The organism is Caproiciproducens sp. NJN-50, assembly GCF_004103755.1.
In the GTDB taxonomy this organism is placed as follows: domain Bacteria; phylum Bacillota; class Clostridia; order Oscillospirales; family Acutalibacteraceae; genus Caproicibacter.
Genome location: NZ_CP035283.1, coordinates 1,486,985 through 1,505,630, shown reverse-complemented (window position 1 = coordinate 1,505,630; position 18,646 = coordinate 1,486,985). Strand labels below are relative to the sequence as shown.

Genomic DNA, 18,646 nt, shown 5'->3' with positions numbered 1-18,646 from the left:
TAATCACATTACGTGTCCTACAGCCCGCGAGCAGGCAACATTCGTAAACCTTATGGCTTTAATAGTCACGAGACTGTCAGTTTCTCCGCTTCGCTCCGAAAAAGCGGAAAGGTGCAGACCGATGCATCGGGGGACATCGCGGCGGTGCCGCTACTGAAATTGCACGTTTAAACCGAAAATAATATCATCTGTTACATCAGCCCGAAGGGCCGACATTCGTTCGGCCTTTCGGGTTTTTCAATGGCATATCCGGTCAAAAAAGCATTTGCCATCGCTTCCGTTTACGCTTATAATCTCCCTCTTTCAAAATAGTGGGATTTCAATATTCACATGCTTGTGACAAGCAGATTTTACATGTATTTTTTGCCCCAATTACACAATTCTTTTAAGGCGGGCTCTAAAGACAGACCCAATTCCGTGATACTGTATTCGACCTTGGGCGGTATCGTTGGATACACCTTCCTTTCAATCAGATGGTCAGCTTTTAAATGTTTTAGCTCTTCCGTGAACACTTTATGACTTATTCCAGGCACTTTTAATTTCAATGCGCCGTATCGCACAGGGGAACCCTTTATAATGTGCCATAATATGACGGCTCTCCACTTACTCCCGATTACGGTTATTGCAAAACCGATGGAGCAGGTAAAGTCTTTTTTTCGCTCTGTCTGATTTGGAAAACTATTATCCGCCATCTGGATTCTCCTTATTCTTACCCCGTAGTTAGCAACGAACCCCAAAGTACATTCTTGCGTATAAATATTGAAATTGTATAATTGATATGATAAGACAAAATTTAATAGGAGATGTGTATTATGAAAAAAGTCTATCACATATATCAAATTGATGCTTTTACAAAAAAACGTTTTACCGGAAATCCGGCCGGTGTCGTTACAAATGCAGACGGATTATCCGATTTGGAAATGCAGCAGATCGCCAGAGAACTTAACAATTCGGAAACCGCGTTTATCATTACGGAAAAGCACAGGGGCTATGATATGCTTGTACGCTTTTTCACGCCAACCAAGGAAGTCCCGATTTGCGGACACGCAACAATCGCGGCACACTATGCAAATGCATTGGAAAAACATATGCAAGGTCATACTCGCGTTTTGCAAAAAACAGGCGCCGGGATATTACCTGTGGATATTTATCGGGAAGGTGATGATTACCGGATTGCTATGACGCAAGGAAAAATCCAAATTGACGAACCGTTACCCCCGGACTTTCAAAAACAAATTCTATCTGCGCTGGGATTGGAAGCTGACCAGCTTTTGCCGTCCTGTCCAATTGCCATTGCATCGACCGGGCATTCTAAAGTAATGGTTGGAATTCGACGAATTGAACAGCTCCAAAATCTTAACCCTGATTTATCCGCGCTGGTTCGCATTAGCAATGCCATTGGCTGCAACGGATACTATGTGTTCACACTTGATACCAAAAAGCAGCCGCTTGTGCATGGAAGGATGTTTGCACCGGCTATCGGCATCCCGGAAGACCCGGTAACCGGTAACGCTAACGGGCCGCTCGGCGCATATCTTGTTCATTTTGAGTTTGCAGACAATACCAAAAATGAGTTCTCATTTGAAGCAGTTCAAGGCGAAGCGATCGGAAGAATGGGCACCATGACAGTTAAAGTATCTATTTCAGACAAACAACCCATCAGCGTCCAAATTTTCGGGAATGCTACCATAGCCTTTTTAACAAAAATAGAGATTTAATGGTCTTATGTACATTGGAGAGTCCTCTGAACCGCGCGTTGTTATAATAATTTGCAAATAGAAGTTAAAAGTCATGCGTCGGATCAAACCCTGACACATGGTTTGATCTAAAAGTTTGATTGCACCTTAAAATTAATTGTCCCCGTAAATCCCAAATAAACCCCATTGGGGTCAATATGCAAAAAAGAAACCCGAAAAGCCAGCATTTATGCCGCTTTCCGGGTTTAATATGGTGCGCGAGACGGGACTTGAACCCGTACGTCATACAACACACGCCCCTCAAACGTGCCTGTCTGCCAATTCCAGCACTCGCGCTCAGCAAGAGGTATTATATCATCTTTGCAGCTGGCTTGTCAACACAAAATCGCCGGTTTTTTAAAGTTCCGCCGCAATCCGGGCAAATTCTTCATAGCTCAGGATTCCATTGAGCACTTCCAGCAGAGCATTTGCGGACAAATGCTCTGGAAGAGAAAGCCTCTTCAGCAGAGCGGCGCGCTTCTCTGAACTTGAGGGACCGCCGGATAAGCCGCAGAAAAAGAAATCCGCCTTCGTGATCCGCCGCACCAAAGGCAGCCGCTCCTCTTCCACACCGGCTCCCGCGCGCAGCAGTGCCCGCTTTAAAATTTCCGCCGGCACTCCTTCCACACCGAGTTTCCCTTCGCGGGAAGGCTTTTGCTTTCTCTTTTCTTTTCCAAGAATATCCGGGATGTAGGCATGGCGAATCTTTTCAGGTGCGATGCAACTGGAGAGGTAATTGCGGATCAGAAATCCCGCTGCGTCGCTGTCCGTCAAAATCAGGATGCCGCGGGTATCAGCCAGAGAGCGAATCAGCGCCATTTGATCCGGGTCCTTGAAAATCCGGAATCCGTTCGTTTGCAGGATCAGGCCGTCGATCAGGGAAGACAGCTTGATCTTATCATATTTTCCCTCTACGATCACCGCTTCCTTCACGCGAATCAAGCTGTTTTTCCCCTTTCGGCCAGAATCAGAAGCCTGGCAATCAATTTTTCCAGCACAATGCGCCGGTCGCCGCGGGAACTTTTCAGCGCAATGTCCGCCGCGAGAAGTTCTTTTAGGCTTCCACGGAACATTCCGTCCGGGTAGCGCCCCGCATCGCGTTCGGCATTCCTGAGGCGGAATTCCTTGCGGGCGTAGTCGAAGTGTTTCGCCGGCTCCGTCGCGCTCAGGCCGCTCTGGACCGACGCCCGGACACGGTAAAGGTCAAGATAAGCCGAGGAAAGCACCGCTAGGATTGCAACCGGTTCCTCCCCCTGCTCCAAAAGAAGATTCAAAATGGAATAGGCCCGGTCGCCTGAACCGGAAAGTACCGCCTTGGAAAGATCGAAAACGCGTGCTTCCAGATTTTTCACAGCAAACCCGTCGATCAGCTGCTCCGTGATTTCTCCCTGCTTGACATAGGAGCAAAGCTTTTCCAATTCGCCGAACAGCGCGGTCAAGTCGGAACCGCAGCAGGCGACAAGGCGGCCGGCATTGCGCGGCGATAGAACGCATCCGCGCTTCTGCGCGCCGGAGCAGAGGAGTTTTTGGAGCTGAGCATCCGTGCGCCTGCCGAAGCGTACAACGTTTCCATTGCTTTTCATCAGATCAATCAGCTTCTTCCAGTTCTTCCCCTTCTTTTCATCCACCTCCAAATTGGGAAGGGCAACAACCAGGACTGTCGTTTCCGGAAGTGACATAATCATTTCTTTCCATTTTTCCGCTTCCACAGTTTTCATCGAATCCGCATCGGGGTCCGAAACGAGCACGCATTTCCGCTCCGCAAAAAAGGGAAGCGACTGCGCGGCCTCCGCAATCCGGTCCGCTCCGGTCTCCCCACCGTCGAACTTTTGAAAGTTGAAGTCGGTAAACTGCCGCCCGGATGCTTTTTCCGAAAGCTTTTTCATGTAGTGCGACACCAGATATTTTTCTTCCCCATACAAAAAATACAGTCCGGCAAAATTTGATTGTTCGATTTGCTTTTTCAGTTCGGCCTCCGTGATTTCCGGCATTATGATTCCCTCCCGACCGATAAAATACGGTCCCCTCTCAGTTCAAGCACAACTGTCCCGAATCCGCCCGTCCAGAAAGTATGATTCCCATTCTGGGCCGGCAACTTGCAAAGGTCCTGCTCATCCATGGACAGAATCGTGCAAAGAGGATGAAGCCCCGCCGCTTCACCAGGCAGCATGTCCGTGATCAGGAAATCCGGAGACAGCCAGCTTTCAGGCAACGCGGAGGCATCAGCTTCTGCCGGCAGCAACAGGACGGAAACATTTTGGACTTTCATTCGAACGGCTATCCCGCCGTTGCAGCTCCTCTTTTGGATTTCGATATTCTGCCATGCTTGTTCCGATGAAGCATCTTCTTTTAAGAAATCCGATCTGGAACCTGCTGCGGCCTCCTGAACGAATCCGTCATACCGGCTGCCTTCCGGCATGGATAGATGATCTGCGGAAATCCGCTTTGTCAAGTCGGCGGAATTGACGTCCTCTTCATGGTCTTTTGTCAAAAGACACAGTTCGTCAAGGCTGCGGATATTTCTGCCGGACAGATATTTTTTTATATTATTGGAATTGTACCCGCCGCATCCGAACACCGCGGAATGTCCGTTTTCGGTAACCGCCACGGAAAGGCCCGTTCCAACGTCGAGCGCGGCGATCCGGGTCACGCCGCGGGAGATGATTCCATAGCTCAGAATGCCCGTGACGAGCATCACTGCGGAAAGAATCCCCGCAGTCAAAGTCAGCCGCCGGCCTCCGTGCGCGGAGAAGGCCGCCGCAAACAGCAGAATGGAACCGGCCAGCCACAGAAAAATATAGCCGTAGGAAGCCGAAACGCTTGCGAAAGGCACTCTCGCCAACAGTTTGGCACAGGTCAGCAGATATTTGGAAAGCAATCCCCCGGAAAGCGCAAACGGCATCAGAAGAAACGACTGAGGAGCAAACAGACCGATTACCGCCCCAACTGCGGACAGGGAAATCATCAGCGAAGCCGGAACCAGCATCAGCAGGTTGGAAATCGGGGCGATCAGGGAAACGCTTCCAAACGAGAGAATCATCACAGGCAGCGTGGATACAATCGCGGCCGCCGACGTCGCCAGGATCCCGTCAATGCCCCGCGTCAGCCGCCGCAGCGGCCGGAGCCGGTCCAAGCGCCCGTCAAGCCAGTTCTGAATCGGCCCCGCAAACAGAATGAGGCCCAGCGTGGCTGAGAAGGACAACAGCAATCCCACATCCGCAGCCGCATACGGATTCGGCAGGCAAAGGATTAAAACCGCCGCTCCAAGTGAATTGAGCGGATCGGCACGGCGGGACATCAGAGGCGCCGCCAGGCAGAGTAGACACATGATGCCGCTCCGCACCACGGAAGGGACAAAACCCGTTACCGCCATAAAACAAAGAATTCCGGCTCCGGCGATCGGGGCGGAGCGCCGTTTCGGAATCCGAAGAAGACCAAACAGCAGAAACAAAAGTTGGGCGATCGTCGCCATATGAAGGCCGGAAACGGCGAGCAGATGGGAAACACCGGCGGAACGGAAATCTTCCTCCGTCTCCGTCCCCAAAGAAGTTTTATCTCCGAGCAGCATTCCCCGGATCAGGCTGGATGCCTCCTGCTGCGGAAGCATCGAATCCACGGAGGAAATCATCGCCTGACGAAGCAGAAGGGCATAATAATACGGAGGTTTCGAACCGGGCGGCATGACGGAGACCCTCCCGGGCCCGGAAAGATAAGCAAACATCCGGATTCCCCGGGACTCATAATAAGACTCGGAACTGTAGCCCTCCCCTCCCTGCGGACGAAAGAAGTGCACTTTGCAGCTGATGCGGGAATAAGGGCCGACGGAAAGCTCATTCTGCGAGGACAGACGGATTTTAAACTTCTGCGGCGTGCCCGGCACCGAAACCGAATCAAGTCTGACCACATAATACCACCGCCCGTACTGCGAATACGGCAGCTCACAGACCGTGCCCTTTACTTCCGCATCCGCCCCGTCCAACACACGGGGCGGCTCGACCGCCGCCCGGGAATAACCCGCAAAGCAGCCAAATGCAACCGCCGCCGTCAGAAACGCCGCAGGGAACACCATGACTTCACGCATTTTTCGAATGGAGACAGACAATGCGAAAAATGCAATGCAACACCAAAATAAATAATACGAATTTTCGGCGCCCAGATAAACCGCGGCCGCCAGCGTCAGCAGATAGCAAAATCCCACCAACACCAGCGGCCGTCTCATATAATCTCCCCCAAAAAGGCTGCCTACTTAAAAAACAGCGGCAAAGGCTGCAGATAAACGATGTCCTTGCGGTCCTTCGCGTCGCCTTCCGCGAGCACGCAGGCCCGGCCGACGATCCTGCCGCCGTACAGGTCCACCAGCTTTTCCATCGCAGCGAGGGATTCCCCCGTGCTGATGACGTCATCCACAATCAGGACGCGTTTGCCGCGCATCACTTTTTCGTCTTCCTCCGAGAGGAAAAGCTTCTGAACATGATCTGTCGTGATGGATTTGACTTCCACTGAAATTGGATTTCTCATGTACGCTTTCACGCCTTTGCGGGCCACGACATATTTGCCGCATCCCTGCCGGGCCATTTCATAGCAAAGCGGGATTCCCTTGGTTTCCGCGGTCACGACCACGTCGTGCTCCGGGCATCTTTCAAGCAGCGCCGCCGCGGATTTTTCCGTGATCTCCACATCTCCGAGCATAATAAAGCCCGCTATGTCGAGGTGCTCGTCGATCGGGCAGATCGGCAGATCGCGTTCGCATCCCGCGATCGTCATATGGTAGTACTTTTCACTCATGGCACAAGATCGACCTTTCAAAATAAACTGACGCTTTCAGCCCGGAGGCCATTTCATCGAGCGCCCGCCCAGCAGATGAAAATGCAGATGCGGCACCGACTGGCCGCCGTCCGCGCCTGTGTTGCAGACAACGCGGAACCCGCCGTCCAGCTTGTTTTCCTTTGCAAGCCGGGCCGCGACTTCGTAGATATGGGCAACAACGGCACTGTTTTCCGGCGTGATTTCAGCGACGGAGCCAATGTGATTTTTAGGAATCAAAAGGATATGAACCGGCGCCTGTGGTTCCAGGTCATAAAAAGCTAAAATCCGATCGTCCTCGTAAATCTTTTTACACGGGATTTCTCCCGCAGCAATTTTGCAGAATACACAATCCAAGGCAAATCCTCCTTTGCATCAGATTCCGAAAATTTATTATAAACTTATTTTATCATATTGGCAACAATTTTTTGAGCCGCAGCCAACGCCTCGTCCAGCTTTTCCGGGTGTTTGGTGCCCGCCATGGCGCTGTCCGGCCTGCCTCCCCCGCCGCCTCCTGCGAGCGAGGCTACTTCCTTCACGATCTTTCCGGCGTGGGCGCCTTTTTTCTGCGCCTCCGGCGCGCAGGCGACGGCGATGTTGGCCCTGCCGTTCTCCGCCCCCGCCAGCACGGCGACCAGATCGGGCGCGTGTTCCTTGACGCGGTCGCACATCAGGCGGAGGGCTTCCGCGTCCGCGCCTTCCAGCTTTGCCGTGATGAGCCGCACGCCCCCTATATCTTTCGCGCCCGCGAACAGGCTTTCCATCCGCATCGACGCCAGCTTGCCGTTCAGCGATTCGATCTCGCGGTCCTTCTCCTTGAGCTCCGAGGCGACCTGCTCCGCCCTCTGAGCGAGTTCGGCCGGATTATTCACTTTCAGCGCCGCTGCGGCCCGACGCAGCCCGCCCTCCGTCTCATCGAGATACGCGAGGACATTCGTGCCCGTCACGGCCTCGATGCGGCGTACGCCCGCCGCAATGCCGCTTTCCGAAATGATCTTGAACAGCCCGATTTTCGCGGTGTTGTCCATATGGGTGCCGCCGCAGAACTCGCGGGAGAAATCCCCGGCGGAAACCACTCGGACGACGTTCCCGTATTTTTCGCCGAACAGCGCCATCGCACCGAGCTTTTTCGCTTCCCCGATCGGCATCTCTCGGCAATCAACAGAAAGGCCGCTCAGAATTTCGCGGTTGACAAGAGCCTCGACCTGCCGCAGTTCTTCTCCGGTCAGTGCCGAGAAATGTGTGAAGTCGAACCGGACGCGGTGTTCGTCGACCAACTGGCCCGCCTGCTCCACGTGCGTGCCGAGGACTCTTCGAAGCGCCGCCTGCAGCAGATGTGCGGACGTGTGATTGCGCATGACCGCCAGCCTGCGCTTTGCGTCCACCGATGTCTTGACCATATCGCCCACGTGGAGTTCCCCGGCCGTGACAACCGCACGATGCAAAAAATTCTTTGCACGGTTTTTCGTCGTGCCGGTCACCGTCAGGACCGCTCCGTCGGATTCCAGCGTGCCGGTGTCTCCCACCTGCCCGCCGCTTTCGGCATAGAAAGAGGTTTTATCAAGAATCACGGCGACCTCGTCCCCGGCCGTCGCGGATTCACAGGGCTCCCCGTCGCTCAGGATGGCGAGGACCCTTCCTTCCGTCTCCATGGTCTTGTAACCGGCAAATACCGTTTCCGGCACGCCGTCCAGAGCGTTATTCTCCCCCGCCCAGGCGTCCGCACCGGCGTTTTTGCGCGCCGCGCGCGCACGCTCCTTCTGCTCGCTCATCAGGCGGGCAAACTCTTCCTCATCCACCGCCAAGCCGCGCTCCGCCGCGATTTCCTTGGTCAGGTCGATTGGGAACCCGTAGGTGTCGCTGAGCAGGAACGCCTCCGCGCCGGAGAAAACTTTGCTTCCGGCTTTGACCGTTTCATCCAGATACCCGTTTACCAGAGAAAGGCCCTGGTCGACGGTCTTGGAGAAGCTCTCCTCCTCGACGCGCAGAAGCTTTACGATCATGTCGCGTTTTTCGGCAAGTTCCGGATACGCGCCACAGTTTTCCGCAATGACGGTGTCCGCCACCTGCCACAGGAACGTGTCATGAACGCCAAGTAAACGGCCGTGCCGCGCCGCCCTGCGCAGCAAACGGCGAAGAACATAGCCGCGCCCCTCATTCGACGGCATCACGCCGTCGCCGATCATGAACACCGTGCTGCGGATATGGTCGGTAATAACCCGCAGGGAAACATCCTTTTTCTGGTCGTCTCCGTAATTCACACCCGTTATTTTGCAGATATGCTTCATGATATTCTGAACGGTGTCGACCAGAAACAGATTATCCACTCCCTGCATGATGCAGGCCAGACGCTCGAGGCCCATGCCGGTGTCGATGTTCGGATGTTCCATCGGCGGATAATTGCCCTTTCCGTCGCTGTCGAACTGGGAAAACACAACATTCCAGAACTCGACATACCGGTCGCAGTCACAGCCGACGCCGCAGGTCGGCTTGCCGCAGCCGTACTGCTCGCCGCGGTCGAAATAGATTTCGGAGCAGGGGCCGCACGGACCGGAACCGTGTTCCCAGAAGTTGTCCTCCTTGCCGAGCCGGACGATATGCTTCGGGTCGACGCCCACCTCGTTGACCCAGATGTCATACGCCTCGTCGTCGTCGAGGTAGATCGTCACCCAGAGTTTGTCGACCGGCAGTTCGAGCACCTTCGTGCAGAATTCCCACGCCCACGGGATCGCCTCATGCTTGAAATAGTCTCCGAAGGAAAAGTTGCCCAGCATTTCAAAAAAGGTACCGTGCCGCGCCGTGATTCCGACGCGCTCGATGTCCGGCGTGCGGATGCATTTTTGACAGGTCGTCACGCGCTTGCGCGGAGGCGTCACCTCTCCGGTGAAATACTTTTTCATCGGTGCCATGCCGGAATTGATCAGAAGCAGGCTGTTGTCATCTTTGGGAATCAGCGGAAAGCTGGGGAGCCGCAGATGTCCCTTCGATTCAAAATACGATAGAAAAATTTCACGCAGTTCATTTAATCCTGTCCATTTCATATTCTAAGAATCTCCATTCGTCTAAAATCGGCGATCATTGCAAAAAAATAGACTTCCCCGCCCCCATGGGACGGAAAAATCCGTGGTACCACCCAAATTGCGCCCATCGAGGGACGCCTCTTTCGCTTCCTTAACGCGGAAAAACGCCGCGGTTCCCCGCCGCGGAGCTCCGGGCCGGCTAAACGCATCCTTTCCGCGGAAATCTTCCAGCCTCGGATTTCCTCTCTGACGCGGACCGGTCTGCATTTTCTGCCCTTCGTCGCCGTTCAGTTGTTACTGCTGCAATATATTTGATTATAATCCGTTTTCCCGCAATTGTCAATCCGCCTTTTTAGCGGCAATCAGCCGATGACCTGATACAGTTCGTCCGCAATTTCTTTGAAAGCCGGCCCGCAGGTCCGGCCTCCGCCGTCTCCGCCCTCCTCGAAAATGGTGACGACGTACCGCGGATCATCGTACGGGAAAAAGCCCGTGAACCAGGATTCCACCAGCTCTGTTCCATCGACATATTTTCCGGTCTGCGCCGTTGCGGTTTTCGCTCCCGCTCCGCCTTTGTCCGGCTTTCCCTCCTTGCTGGTCCCCCCTTCGATGGAAGCCTGCATAAATTCTCTCAGAAGCCGGGCGGTGTTTTCCGACATCACCCTCGTTCCCTGCTGGCGCTGAGCGCGATCGGTGTATTCCAGCTTTTCGTCGACGGTTCCATCATACAGGTTCGGTGAGACAAACAGGCCGCCGGAAGCGATCGCATTGGTCATTGCGGCGACTTGCAGCGGCGTCGCGGTCAGTTCTCCCTGCCCGAATGAAAAATTTGCGAGCGCCCGTGGAATGCTCAGGCTTTTCAGCGTCGGCAGAACTCCCGTATCGGAGGAAAGGCCGGGCGCGAGCTGAAACGACTGTCCGAATCCAAGAGAGTGGGCCATATTGAGAAAATTTTGCTGCGGGACCTGCTGCATTAGGCTTACAAAATACGTGTTGCAGGAATTTGCGATGGCCTTCTTCATATTTTCCGCTCCATGACTTTCCGAATTATAGCAATGGAAAATCCCGCCGTCCACATTGATCCCCCCGGTGCAGGTGTAGGTGTAATCGGGGGAAATCCCGTATTCAAGGGCCGCCGCAGCCGCGGCGAGCTTGAAAACGGAACCGACGCTGTAAGCCGACACCGCGCGGTTCAGCAGCGGAGAATCCTTCTCTTTCAGGACGGAGGCGACGTCATTCTGATCGTAGGAAGGCCGGCTGGCCATCGCGCGGATCTCGCCCGTAGGGACTTCCATGATCACAATCGCGCCCTTGGTCAGGTATCGGTCCGCGGCCTGTTCCGCGACTGTCTGAACGTATTTGTCCAATGTCAGGGATACCCCGCTTTTCCCAAGAGCGGTCGTATCGCTGACCTGCTTCTCTTCACCGGCCAGAACACGGTTGAGTGCATCGACCTTATAGGTCACGGTGATCCGCCCTTTGTTGCCGCCAAGGAGAGAGTCATACGCTTTTTCAATTCCGGCGGCGCCTTTTCCCGAACCATCCAGATACCCCAAAATATGAACCGCCATTCCGGAATTGGAATACCGTTCCTGCACGGTGAAAACGTCGATTCCCTCCTGCTTGGTTTTCGAGGGAAGCTGCAGTGTAAAAGGCCGTCCGGCGCTCAGCGTATCATAAAGGCTTTCCATCCGGGCAGCCGGAAGAATGCGGCCGAGCGCCGCCGTCGTTTCAATTCCCGGAACTACGGCGGCGACATATTTTTGTTCTGTCCCGGTCAGGGCGGAAAGGTTGCAGTCATAGATCGTCCCCCGCGTGGCCGCCACCGTTAGTTTGTAATCGGACTGCCTTTCCGCCGTCTGCGCGAGCTCCGTCCCGTTCGAAATCCGATAGACCATCAGAACGGTCAGAAACATCCCCAGCATCAGAACGGAGAAAAATGCAATGGTGCGCTTTCCCATAAAGGATCCCTCCATCTAGGCTATCTTTGCCAGTGGAGGGATTTTTTAATCATGATTTATTTTTCTGCGGAAGATCGATCCGGGCGGAATTTCCCGGACCGTTTCGAGCAGGACCGTCATCGCGGCGTGGTTCACGGTCTCAAGCGGCTCGCCGGTCTCGTCGAAAATGCGGTCCATCCTGAGAGAATACGGTTCCGCGCCGGGTTCCAGCACGTCGGCCTCGTCGCCGCGAAAAAAGCGGTTTCGCTGGGAAAGGACGGCACGGGTCCCGGTGCGGCCCGTGCAGACCGCGATCTCCTCATAGCTGCGCACATATCCCCCGTTTTCCAGAACCTGCCCGGGCTCGCCGCCCAAATAGAAGCCGGTGCTGTAGGCGCGGTGGCTGACCTTTTCCAATTCCTGCGGGATCCACGCGGGCAGCTGGTCTCCGGAATGTTGCTCAAAGAAATCGATCGCGTGCCGGTAGGCATTTGTAACGACAGCCGCATAATAGGCCGATTTGGCGCGCCCCTCGATTTTGAACGAGCCGACGCCGGCATCGGACAGTTCCGGAAGATGCTCCAGCATATTCATATCTCTGGAGTTGAGGAGATAGGTTCCGTCCCCGTCCTCCGAAATCGGGAAATACTGGCCTGGCCGTTTCTCCTCCGTGAGGGCATACTTCCATCGGCATGGCTGCGCGCAGTCGCCCCGGTTGGCGTCGCGGCCGGTCAGGTAGCTGGAAAGCAGACACCTCCCCGAGAAAGAGACGCACATGGAGCCGTGCACAAAAGCCTCCAGTTCCAGGTTCTTTGGAGTATTTGCCCTGATTTCCGCAATTTCCGGAAGGCTGAGCTCGCGGGCCAGAACAATCCGTTTTGCGCCCAGCTCATAGAACGCATTCGCGGCTTCACGGTTGACAACTCCCGCCTGCGTGGAAATATGCACCGGCAGGTCCGGCGCACAGCGCCGGGCCAGGCGAAGGACGCCGAGGTCCGTCAGAATCAGCGCATCCACTCCCGCTTCGACGGCCATCCGGAAAAAATCCGGCAAACGCTTCAGTTCGTCATTGTGAGCGATGGCATTGCAGGTCAGATATACCTTCACGCCCGCGCCGTGAGCATAGAGGACGGCCGATGCGAGTTCGTCCTCTCCGAAGTTCGGAGAGGCGGTCCGCATGCCGAATTCTTTGCCGGCCAGGTAGACCGCGTCGGCGCCGAACCTCACCGCCGCTTCCAGCCGCTCCCTGTCCCCCGCGGGAGCCAGAAGCTCCGGGCTTCCTGTTTTTTGCGCGGTCATCGCAGGCCCGCTTTCTTCAGGTTCGCCTGATGCTGACTCGCCGTCTTGGCATAATAGGCTTTTCCGTCCGCATCGTGACAAAAATAATAGTAGCCGGTGGAAGACGGATTCAGCGCGGCGTCAATCGCGTCCATTCCCGGATTGCAGATCGGTCCGGGCGGAAGGCCCTCGATGGTATAGGTGTCGTATTTGCTTTGATAGGTGCCGCGGATATTTTCAGGAACCAGGGATTTCTTGCGGTAAGGATAATACGTCGTCGGGTCGGAATCCAGATGCATCAGTTCGGACTTTTGGCTCTTCAGGCGGTTGTGAAACACGCTGGAAACCTTGTACATATCGTCCTTGTCGGCGGCTTCCGCCTGGATCATGGAGGCGAGCGTCAGCATCTGATCCAGCGTCATGCCTTCGTCCGAGGCCTTCTCCCGAATCTGTTTCGTCAATTTGCGGTTGCAGTTGCTGACCAGCTTCGTGATTGCCTGCTCCGGATTCTCATTTTTAAAAAACTCATAAGTATCCGGGAACAGATATCCCTCAAGCTGATAATAGCGGTCCGACGCATTCGTGATCTGCTGAAGCATATCGAAATTCTCATTGAGGCTGTCGCTGTTGAAGACCGCCTCCGCATCCTTTTCAGAACACACTCCGTTCTGCCGCAGCAGTTCGGCTACCTCCAGCGCGTTCATGCCCTCGCGGAACGTCAGCTTTATGGTATCCACCCGATTGGCATTGGACTGAATCGAAGTGATCAGGGCTTCATAATCCATATCGGTCCGCACCTGAAAACTGCCGCCGCTGAACTGCTCCGGGGCTTTCGTCAGCGCGGCATAGAGCAGGAAAAAATCCTCGTCGCGGATCACCCCGTCCTGATAAAGCGCCTGCGCAACCTGATGCGGTGTCGCTTTCTGCGGAATATCGACCGTCACGTCAAGGCTCTCCCTTCCGATCGCCAGCATATCGTTGACGCCCGCAACCAGATAACGCGCAAGAAGGAGAGAGACAAACAGAACCATGATAAACCATACAAGCCGGAAAAAGTGCCTGTTTTTGCCGCCCTTTTCACGGTTCCGCAGCCGATGAAGTTCCGCGGCCCTCTGCTGGGCAGAGGGCTGCTCGTTTTCGCCTTCTCTGACATCGCTGTAGCTGTTGATTACGGAGTCGGAATCAGGCTGCCTTGCGGAACCTCCGCTGTATATCTCCTCCTCAGGCAATTCCTCCTCTCCGCCTTCGTTCATCCGGAGGCGAAAATTTTCGACTTTTTCTTTGTGCATGCGCTCGGCCAGATGCTCATCATCGTTCATATCTTTCCTCCTTTCCCTGAATCAGATCCTTTTTTCTGCCATCCTTCGAACGTATTTTTCTGTTATGAGAATGTCGACCGGTCTGTCGTAATATCCGTGCGGAAGGTCCAGCTTCACGCAGCCGGCATAGCAAAGGCCGACGGTCATCCCTTTAAATTCCGACAGAAACCGGTCGTAATATCCTTTGCCGTACCCAAGGCGGTACCCCTGGGAATCGAAACTGAAACCGGGAACAATGCAGATGCTGTTCCCGGAGGGTTCCACCGCCGGCCCGCTGTTTTCCGGCACAGGCTCCATGACTCCATAGGCTCCGGCGGTCAGTTCCTCCAAAGAATGGATCTCATAAAATTTCATTCCGCATGTTTCGGGGAAACAGAGCGGGACCGCGACCTTCCTTCCGGAATCGATGACGGAACGGATCAGCCCGGTGGTATCAACTTCGATCGGCTTGCTGACATAAGTAAAAACTGTCCGCGCATTCTCATATTCCCTGAGAGAAAGGAACCGGCTGAGAATGGCCGCATCATGCTGTGACTTTTTTACCGGATTCATCCGCTCCCGGTATTGCCTGTACTGCGCGCGCAGATTTTTCTTTACTTCTTTAATATTCTTCACACACACTGAACCTTTTCTTTGATTTCGTCCGACTTCTGTTTTCCGAAAAGCACCTCCACCAGTTTCAAGCCGAAGAGAACCGCGACTCCCGCGCCGCGCGCAGTGATCAAATCACCGCTGACGCAAACGGGGTCCATTTTCACTTCGGCTCCGGTCAAGTCCTTTTCATACCCTGGAAAGCAAACGGCGCTGTGGCCGGAGAGCAGATCCATATGCCCCAGGATGGATGGAGCCGCACAGATGGCGGCGATCTTTTTTCCGTTCCGGGCGCAGTAGCTGACACTGGCTCTTACCATCGGCGAATTTTCCAGATTACGCGTTCCGGGCATCCCGCCCGGAAGAATCACCATTTCCATATTCTGCAGGTCAATCTCCCCGTCCTCCAAGTCCGCGGCCACTTCGATTCCATGAGAACCGGTGATCCTCTTACCGCCGACCCCGACGGTCTTTACCTCGGCGCCGGCACGGCGCAGCAGATCCAATGGAACAATCGCTTCCGTTTCTTCAAATCCTTGTGCAAGGAACAAATAAATCATGGGTACTCTTCCTCCCTAACCATATTGTCAATCCAGTGCAAGCCCCAGATAAGGGGCCGAAACGACGGGTTCTTCCAACTTGGTTCCGCCGATGGGCCGAAGCATTCCGCAGCGTTCCTCCGCCCCTTCCCCTGAAAAGAGCCCGCCGCCCGGCGGAAGACGAAATTCATAAGTCTCGGCCGGAAAACGTTCTAAAATCGCCGCGGCAAGTCCTGGAAAACCGCCCGGTACAGCGATTGCTTCCCGCACGGAGCAGGCTTTTCCATCGGTCCTTCTGCAAATCGCGTAAGATCGGCGCCCTTCCGATCCGGAACAGACCAGTTCGTCTCCATAAGTCGAACCGAACCCCATTGTGAAATGGAACCGCTCGTCGCTCCACAGAACGGATCCCTTTCGCCGTGAAAGGACCGAATTGCGGAGCCTGTTCAGCTCGGAAGAACACGCAAGGACTCTGCCGGGGGAAAGCTGGGAAGCCAGCTGCTCCAAGCGGGCCCGCACGACGGGTACGGACCGGATTTTATAATAGTCAAAATACCCGCAACGTTCATAAAATGAATAAAGCGGCTGGCTGGCCGGAAGGACAACGGAATATCTGTCGCCCCGATTTGCACCGTACAAAGCCGCGTAAGCCAAAAGCGAGGCCATGAATCCGCGGGAGCGAAAGGATGGAAGGGTTCCCGCCGCGAAAATATAGTGCGCCTGCACACCGTCCGGCGCAATGCGGGCGGGAAGCAGATAGACCGCGGCGGCAATCTGCCCGGATATCCGGTAGACCAGACAGTCCTCCGGGCGGAAGCAGTTATTCATAAAATAGTTCGGATACCGCCTGGGCTCATGAAAACAGATTTGCCAGAGTCCGATGAGTTCCGAGCGCATATCCCATCCGGCCGGTCCGATCATTTTTCCGCATCCCCGTTTTCATCCGCAAGAGTCACCCGATATCTGTCCAGCAGAATCACCGGATGATAGGAAAGCTTCGCTTTTCTCAAGCCTTCAATTCCCATGTCCTCTTCCCGGTTAATCAGTTCATAGCCTTCCAGGTGCCTCGCGGCATACTCATGGTTGATGACGGCGTAAAGGCCGTCATATCCGTCCAGCGCTTTTTCGAAGTGAAGAAGGTAAATCTTCGGATTGATTTCTTCCCCGATCGTAAAGGCGGCAGGTTTTCCCTCCACCCGAATTAGACCGCCGGTAAGGTGAAGCTCGTCAAAGTAGTTCAACGCACGGCTGATCGCGCAAGGTTCGCTTGCGAACCCGTTTTTATCACGGCAGCCGCCATGCGCCTCGCACCACTGTTTTGCCACAGAACGGCAGTCCTCCCTGTTTTCACGGGTAAGGTCCTCGTAGCTCCAACTGTATTTTCGGTCAAACTGGGCGATGTGATTCCGTTTGCCATGGAATTTTCTCCCAGACAAGCGGATCAGATCCTCCGATCGATAAATATAGTCGGAACCGTTCCGATCCATTTCAAACCGGAACCGGCCGGGAAACAGCCGTTCCAGTTCTTCTGTTTGCTCCCGGGTTGCCCCCCAAAGCTGAAAGGGATGTCCTCTTTCGGCCGCGTCGGCGATCATCATTTCCATCAGATCCGCAAACCGGTCCTTCTCACACAGGGGCATATTGTAGGTGTGCAGCGGGCCGCTGAAACAGAACAGCGTACCGTCCTGAACACGGCAGACTTTAGAATAGTAAGTATTCTTCCAGATAAACAGCGTGCCAAAGGCCCATTCGCTGCCCAATTTCCCGCTGGCGGAAAGCTCCGGGGAAAGCCATTCCCTGTCCGCCAGTTCAGGAAAGTCAAAATTGATCATGAAATTCCTCCAAGACGATTCTCAGTATTTCCTTATGGATCTCTTCCCGTTTTCTGGGGCTTCCTCCGCTTTCGCAAGCAACTGTTTTCCAGCCGAGGAGCTGAGCTGCATAATCCGCGCTTTTCCTGCAGGCCGACAGATATTCGATATTGCTTTCATGTATATCTTTCTTTTTCGCGTCACCATGGTAACGCTCGTCCAAAAGCTTCTGCGAAATTTCAGGGGGAAGTTCCAGATAAATGGTCAGATCCGGCCTGGGAAGCCCGAGCTTCCCATACTCAAAATCCTGTACCCATTCCATATAGCTTTTCCATTCTTTTCCGGGAAGCTTCGGGAGCTGATAAATGATATTTGAAGTCGTATAACGGTCCGCCACAATGAGCGTTCCGCTCAAATATTCCTCTTTCCAATCGCGGGTAAAGCTGGAAAAACGGTCGACCGCGAAAAAGGAAGACGCAGCGTACGCATTGACGTTCTGCGGCGTTCCGCCGAATTCACCATTCAGATACATCCTGACCAGTGCGGACGATTCAGCGGCATAATCCGGAAAAGAAACCCGCCGCAGTCTGATTCCCCGGCGCTCCAGCTCTTTACAAAGCAGTTTCGTCTGGGTGGCTTTGCCGCTGCCGTCCAGACCGTCGATCGTTATGAGGCGGCCGTTCATCATTCTTCCCCCAGATTTGCGAAAAACTCCCGCACTTCCCCGGCCTTGCCGCAGGACATCTTCCCCTCCGCACACGCGCCCCTGACACACGGCGGACCGGCCTTTTCAAAAAGCGCCGGCGCCGCTTTCCGGGCAAGGCGGAGCATCTGAACCGCGACTTCCCTTATTTCCCACTGCGCGCGGTTGCAGCAGCGCAGAGAAAAGAAATGGTTCAGGGAACGCGCATCGAACGTGCAGATCATTTTTGTTTCGCAGGCATTCGGGAGAACAAATCGCGCGTCCTCGTTTGCCAGCTTCCGGGCCGCCGACTTCGCTTTCTTTTCCGGCATTCCGGATTCCATCAGCCGGTTTTTATGCTTTTTCAGCAGCAGCTCGGAAATTGCTTCGTACCTCCTGCGGTCGTCCTCCATCGCGGCAAGAAACTCTTCCCTGGCCTTCGGAATCGCATCAATCTCAGGCGGAATGACAAATTCAAAATTTTTTTCGTTGACATACCGCTGGCTTTTCACGCTGTAAGATGCAATCCTGTGCCTGGTGATCTGCGCGAGGAACGACCTGGAGACCCCTTCGATTCCGAATGTGAAGGACGCGTGCTCGGTGGGGCTGTCATGCCCCATTCCCGCAAGCATCTCCACCATAGACGCCGTTTTTTCCGGTGTCAGGCTGTCCTGTATCTCCTCGATGGAAGCCGAGGAATAACAAAGCCTGGCCGCCCGGGCAACCAGCTGATCCGGATCGGGCGTGTATGTGATTAATGTAACTTTTGCCATTTTTTTCAACTCTTAATCATAGATTTCGATCCGGCTTATTATAACAAAATATGATTCCCGATGCAACTTTTTTCAGTTCTCGCAGGAGAAATCTGACAAATTTTAACAAAAAAATTTTCGTATCGCCACAGACCGTTCCTGCAACAATAATAGA

17 protein-coding genes and 1 tRNA gene are annotated in these 18,646 nt (G+C 54.3%); 1 reads left to right on the top strand and 17 read right to left on the bottom strand.

Going from position 1 to position 18,646, the window contains the following annotated elements:
- Positions 1–350 precede the first annotated feature (350 nt).
- Positions 351–692, bottom strand: a complete 342-nt coding sequence (locus EQM14_RS07215) for a winged helix-turn-helix transcriptional regulator (RefSeq protein WP_128742317.1) — start codon at positions 690–692, stop codon at positions 351–353.
- A 120-nt stretch (positions 693–812) separates the two neighbouring features.
- On the opposite strand from EQM14_RS07215, the gene EQM14_RS07210 reads away from it, so the two are divergent.
- Complete coding sequence (locus EQM14_RS07210) at positions 813–1,718, top strand: PhzF family isomerase (protein WP_128742316.1); 906 nt, start codon at positions 813–815, stop codon at positions 1,716–1,718.
- Positions 1,719–1,948: 230 nt separating this feature from the next.
- On the opposite strand, the gene EQM14_RS07205 is transcribed toward EQM14_RS07210, so the two are convergent.
- The 16 genes from EQM14_RS07205 to thyX form a co-directional block, all read right to left on the bottom strand.
- A tRNA-Leu gene (locus EQM14_RS07205) sits at positions 1,949–2,033 on the bottom strand.
- 60 nt (positions 2,034–2,093) lie between these two features.
- Positions 2,094–2,678 carry a toprim domain-containing protein gene (locus EQM14_RS07200; protein WP_128742315.1) on the bottom strand — a complete coding sequence of 195 codons (585 nt, stop codon included), beginning with the start codon at positions 2,676–2,678 and terminating at the stop codon, positions 2,094–2,096.
- Complete coding sequence (gene holA / locus EQM14_RS07195) at positions 2,675–3,727, bottom strand: DNA polymerase III subunit delta (protein ID WP_128742314.1); 1,053 nt, start codon at positions 3,725–3,727, stop codon at positions 2,675–2,677. The genes EQM14_RS07200 and holA overlap by 4 nt, the downstream gene beginning before the upstream one ends.
- Positions 3,727–5,955, bottom strand: coding sequence for a ComEC/Rec2 family competence protein (locus EQM14_RS07190; RefSeq protein ID WP_128742313.1), 2,229 nt, complete (start codon positions 5,953–5,955; stop codon positions 3,727–3,729). The genes holA and EQM14_RS07190 overlap by 1 nt, the downstream gene beginning before the upstream one ends.
- 23 nt (positions 5,956–5,978) lie before the next feature.
- Positions 5,979–6,521 carry a phosphoribosyltransferase family protein gene (locus EQM14_RS07185; protein WP_128742312.1) on the bottom strand — a complete coding sequence of 181 codons (543 nt, stop codon included), beginning with the start codon at positions 6,519–6,521 and terminating at the stop codon, positions 5,979–5,981.
- A gap of 36 nt (positions 6,522–6,557) precedes the next feature.
- A complete protein-coding gene (locus EQM14_RS07180; RefSeq protein WP_128742311.1) occupies positions 6,558–6,896 on the bottom strand; it encodes a histidine triad nucleotide-binding protein in 339 nt (112 codons plus the stop codon).
- A 44-nt stretch (positions 6,897–6,940) separates the two neighbouring features.
- Entirely contained in the window at positions 6,941–9,580 is a 2,640-nt protein-coding gene (gene alaS, locus EQM14_RS07175; RefSeq protein WP_128742310.1) for an alanine--tRNA ligase, read from the bottom strand.
- Positions 9,581–9,921: 341 nt separating this feature from the next.
- Positions 9,922–11,520 carry a peptidoglycan D,D-transpeptidase FtsI family protein gene (locus EQM14_RS07170; RefSeq protein ID WP_164919000.1) on the bottom strand — a complete coding sequence of 533 codons (1,599 nt, stop codon included), beginning with the start codon at positions 11,518–11,520 and terminating at the stop codon, positions 9,922–9,924.
- Between the two features lie 45 nt (positions 11,521–11,565).
- Positions 11,566–12,798 carry a peptidase U32 family protein gene (locus EQM14_RS07165; RefSeq protein WP_128742308.1) on the bottom strand — a complete coding sequence of 411 codons (1,233 nt, stop codon included), beginning with the start codon at positions 12,796–12,798 and terminating at the stop codon, positions 11,566–11,568.
- Positions 12,795–14,096 (bottom strand): endolytic transglycosylase MltG, encoded by a 1,302-nt coding sequence (gene mltG, locus EQM14_RS07160; RefSeq protein ID WP_128742307.1) that lies wholly within the window; start codon positions 14,094–14,096, stop codon positions 12,795–12,797. The genes EQM14_RS07165 and mltG overlap by 4 nt, the downstream gene beginning before the upstream one ends.
- A 21-nt stretch (positions 14,097–14,117) precedes the next feature.
- Positions 14,118–14,711, bottom strand: a complete 594-nt coding sequence (locus tag EQM14_RS07155) for a 5-formyltetrahydrofolate cyclo-ligase (protein WP_243112698.1) — start codon at positions 14,709–14,711, stop codon at positions 14,118–14,120.
- Positions 14,708–15,247: a DJ-1 family glyoxalase III gene (locus EQM14_RS07150; protein WP_128742305.1), complete on the bottom strand. Its 540-nt coding sequence runs from the start codon at positions 15,245–15,247 to the stop codon at positions 14,708–14,710. Before EQM14_RS07150 ends, EQM14_RS07155 begins: the two co-directional genes overlap by 4 nt.
- 27 nt (positions 15,248–15,274) lie before the next feature.
- Positions 15,275–16,147, bottom strand: a complete 873-nt coding sequence (locus EQM14_RS07145) for a GNAT family N-acetyltransferase (RefSeq protein WP_128742304.1) — start codon at positions 16,145–16,147, stop codon at positions 15,275–15,277.
- Positions 16,144–17,058, bottom strand: a complete 915-nt coding sequence (locus tag EQM14_RS07140) for a DUF2156 domain-containing protein (RefSeq protein WP_128742303.1) — start codon at positions 17,056–17,058, stop codon at positions 16,144–16,146. The genes EQM14_RS07145 and EQM14_RS07140 overlap by 4 nt, the downstream gene beginning before the upstream one ends.
- The gene (locus EQM14_RS07135; RefSeq protein ID WP_326975633.1) at positions 17,045–17,725 is read right to left on the bottom strand and encodes a dTMP kinase; all 681 of its coding nucleotides are present in this window, start codon (positions 17,723–17,725) and stop codon (positions 17,045–17,047) included. Before EQM14_RS07135 ends, EQM14_RS07140 begins: the two co-directional genes overlap by 14 nt.
- A complete protein-coding gene (gene thyX, locus EQM14_RS07130; RefSeq protein ID WP_128742302.1) occupies positions 17,722–18,492 on the bottom strand; it encodes an FAD-dependent thymidylate synthase in 771 nt (256 codons plus the stop codon). Before thyX ends, EQM14_RS07135 begins: the two co-directional genes overlap by 4 nt.
- Between the last annotated feature and the right edge of the window lie 154 nt (positions 18,493–18,646).

What these genes read in the sequence shown, in the direction of transcription:
- EQM14_RS07135 (WP_326975633.1), bottom strand. Translation starts at nt 17,725, where the DNA reads ATGATGAACGGCCGCCTCATAACGATCGACGGTCTGGACGGCAGCGGC.
- holA (WP_128742314.1), bottom strand. Translation starts at nt 3,727, where the DNA reads ATGCCGGAAATCACGGAGGCCGAACTGAAAAAGCAAATCGAACAATCA.
- EQM14_RS07210 (WP_128742316.1), top strand. Translation starts at nt 813, where the DNA reads ATGAAAAAAGTCTATCACATATATCAAATTGATGCTTTTACAAAAAAA.
- EQM14_RS07215 (WP_128742317.1), bottom strand. Translation starts at nt 692, where the DNA reads ATGGCGGATAATAGTTTTCCAAATCAGACAGAGCGAAAAAAAGACTTT.
- EQM14_RS07145 (WP_128742304.1), bottom strand. Translation starts at nt 16,147, where the DNA reads ATGATCGGACCGGCCGGATGGGATATGCGCTCGGAACTCATCGGACTC.
- EQM14_RS07170 (WP_164919000.1), bottom strand. Translation starts at nt 11,520, where the DNA reads ATGGGAAAGCGCACCATTGCATTTTTCTCCGTTCTGATGCTGGGGATG.
- EQM14_RS07190 (WP_128742313.1), bottom strand. Translation starts at nt 5,955, where the DNA reads ATGAGACGGCCGCTGGTGTTGGTGGGATTTTGCTATCTGCTGACGCTG.
- EQM14_RS07185 (WP_128742312.1), bottom strand. Translation starts at nt 6,521, where the DNA reads ATGAGTGAAAAGTACTACCATATGACGATCGCGGGATGCGAACGCGAT.
- EQM14_RS07140 (WP_128742303.1), bottom strand. Translation starts at nt 17,058, where the DNA reads ATGATCAATTTTGACTTTCCTGAACTGGCGGACAGGGAATGGCTTTCC.
- mltG (WP_128742307.1), bottom strand. Translation starts at nt 14,096, where the DNA reads ATGAACGATGATGAGCATCTGGCCGAGCGCATGCACAAAGAAAAAGTC.
- EQM14_RS07150 (WP_128742305.1), bottom strand. Translation starts at nt 15,247, where the DNA reads ATGATTTATTTGTTCCTTGCACAAGGATTTGAAGAAACGGAAGCGATT.
- alaS (WP_128742310.1), bottom strand. Translation starts at nt 9,580, where the DNA reads ATGAAATGGACAGGATTAAATGAACTGCGTGAAATTTTTCTATCGTAT.
- thyX (WP_128742302.1), bottom strand. Translation starts at nt 18,492, where the DNA reads ATGGCAAAAGTTACATTAATCACATACACGCCCGATCCGGATCAGCTG.
- EQM14_RS07165 (WP_128742308.1), bottom strand. Translation starts at nt 12,798, where the DNA reads ATGACCGCGCAAAAAACAGGAAGCCCGGAGCTTCTGGCTCCCGCGGGG.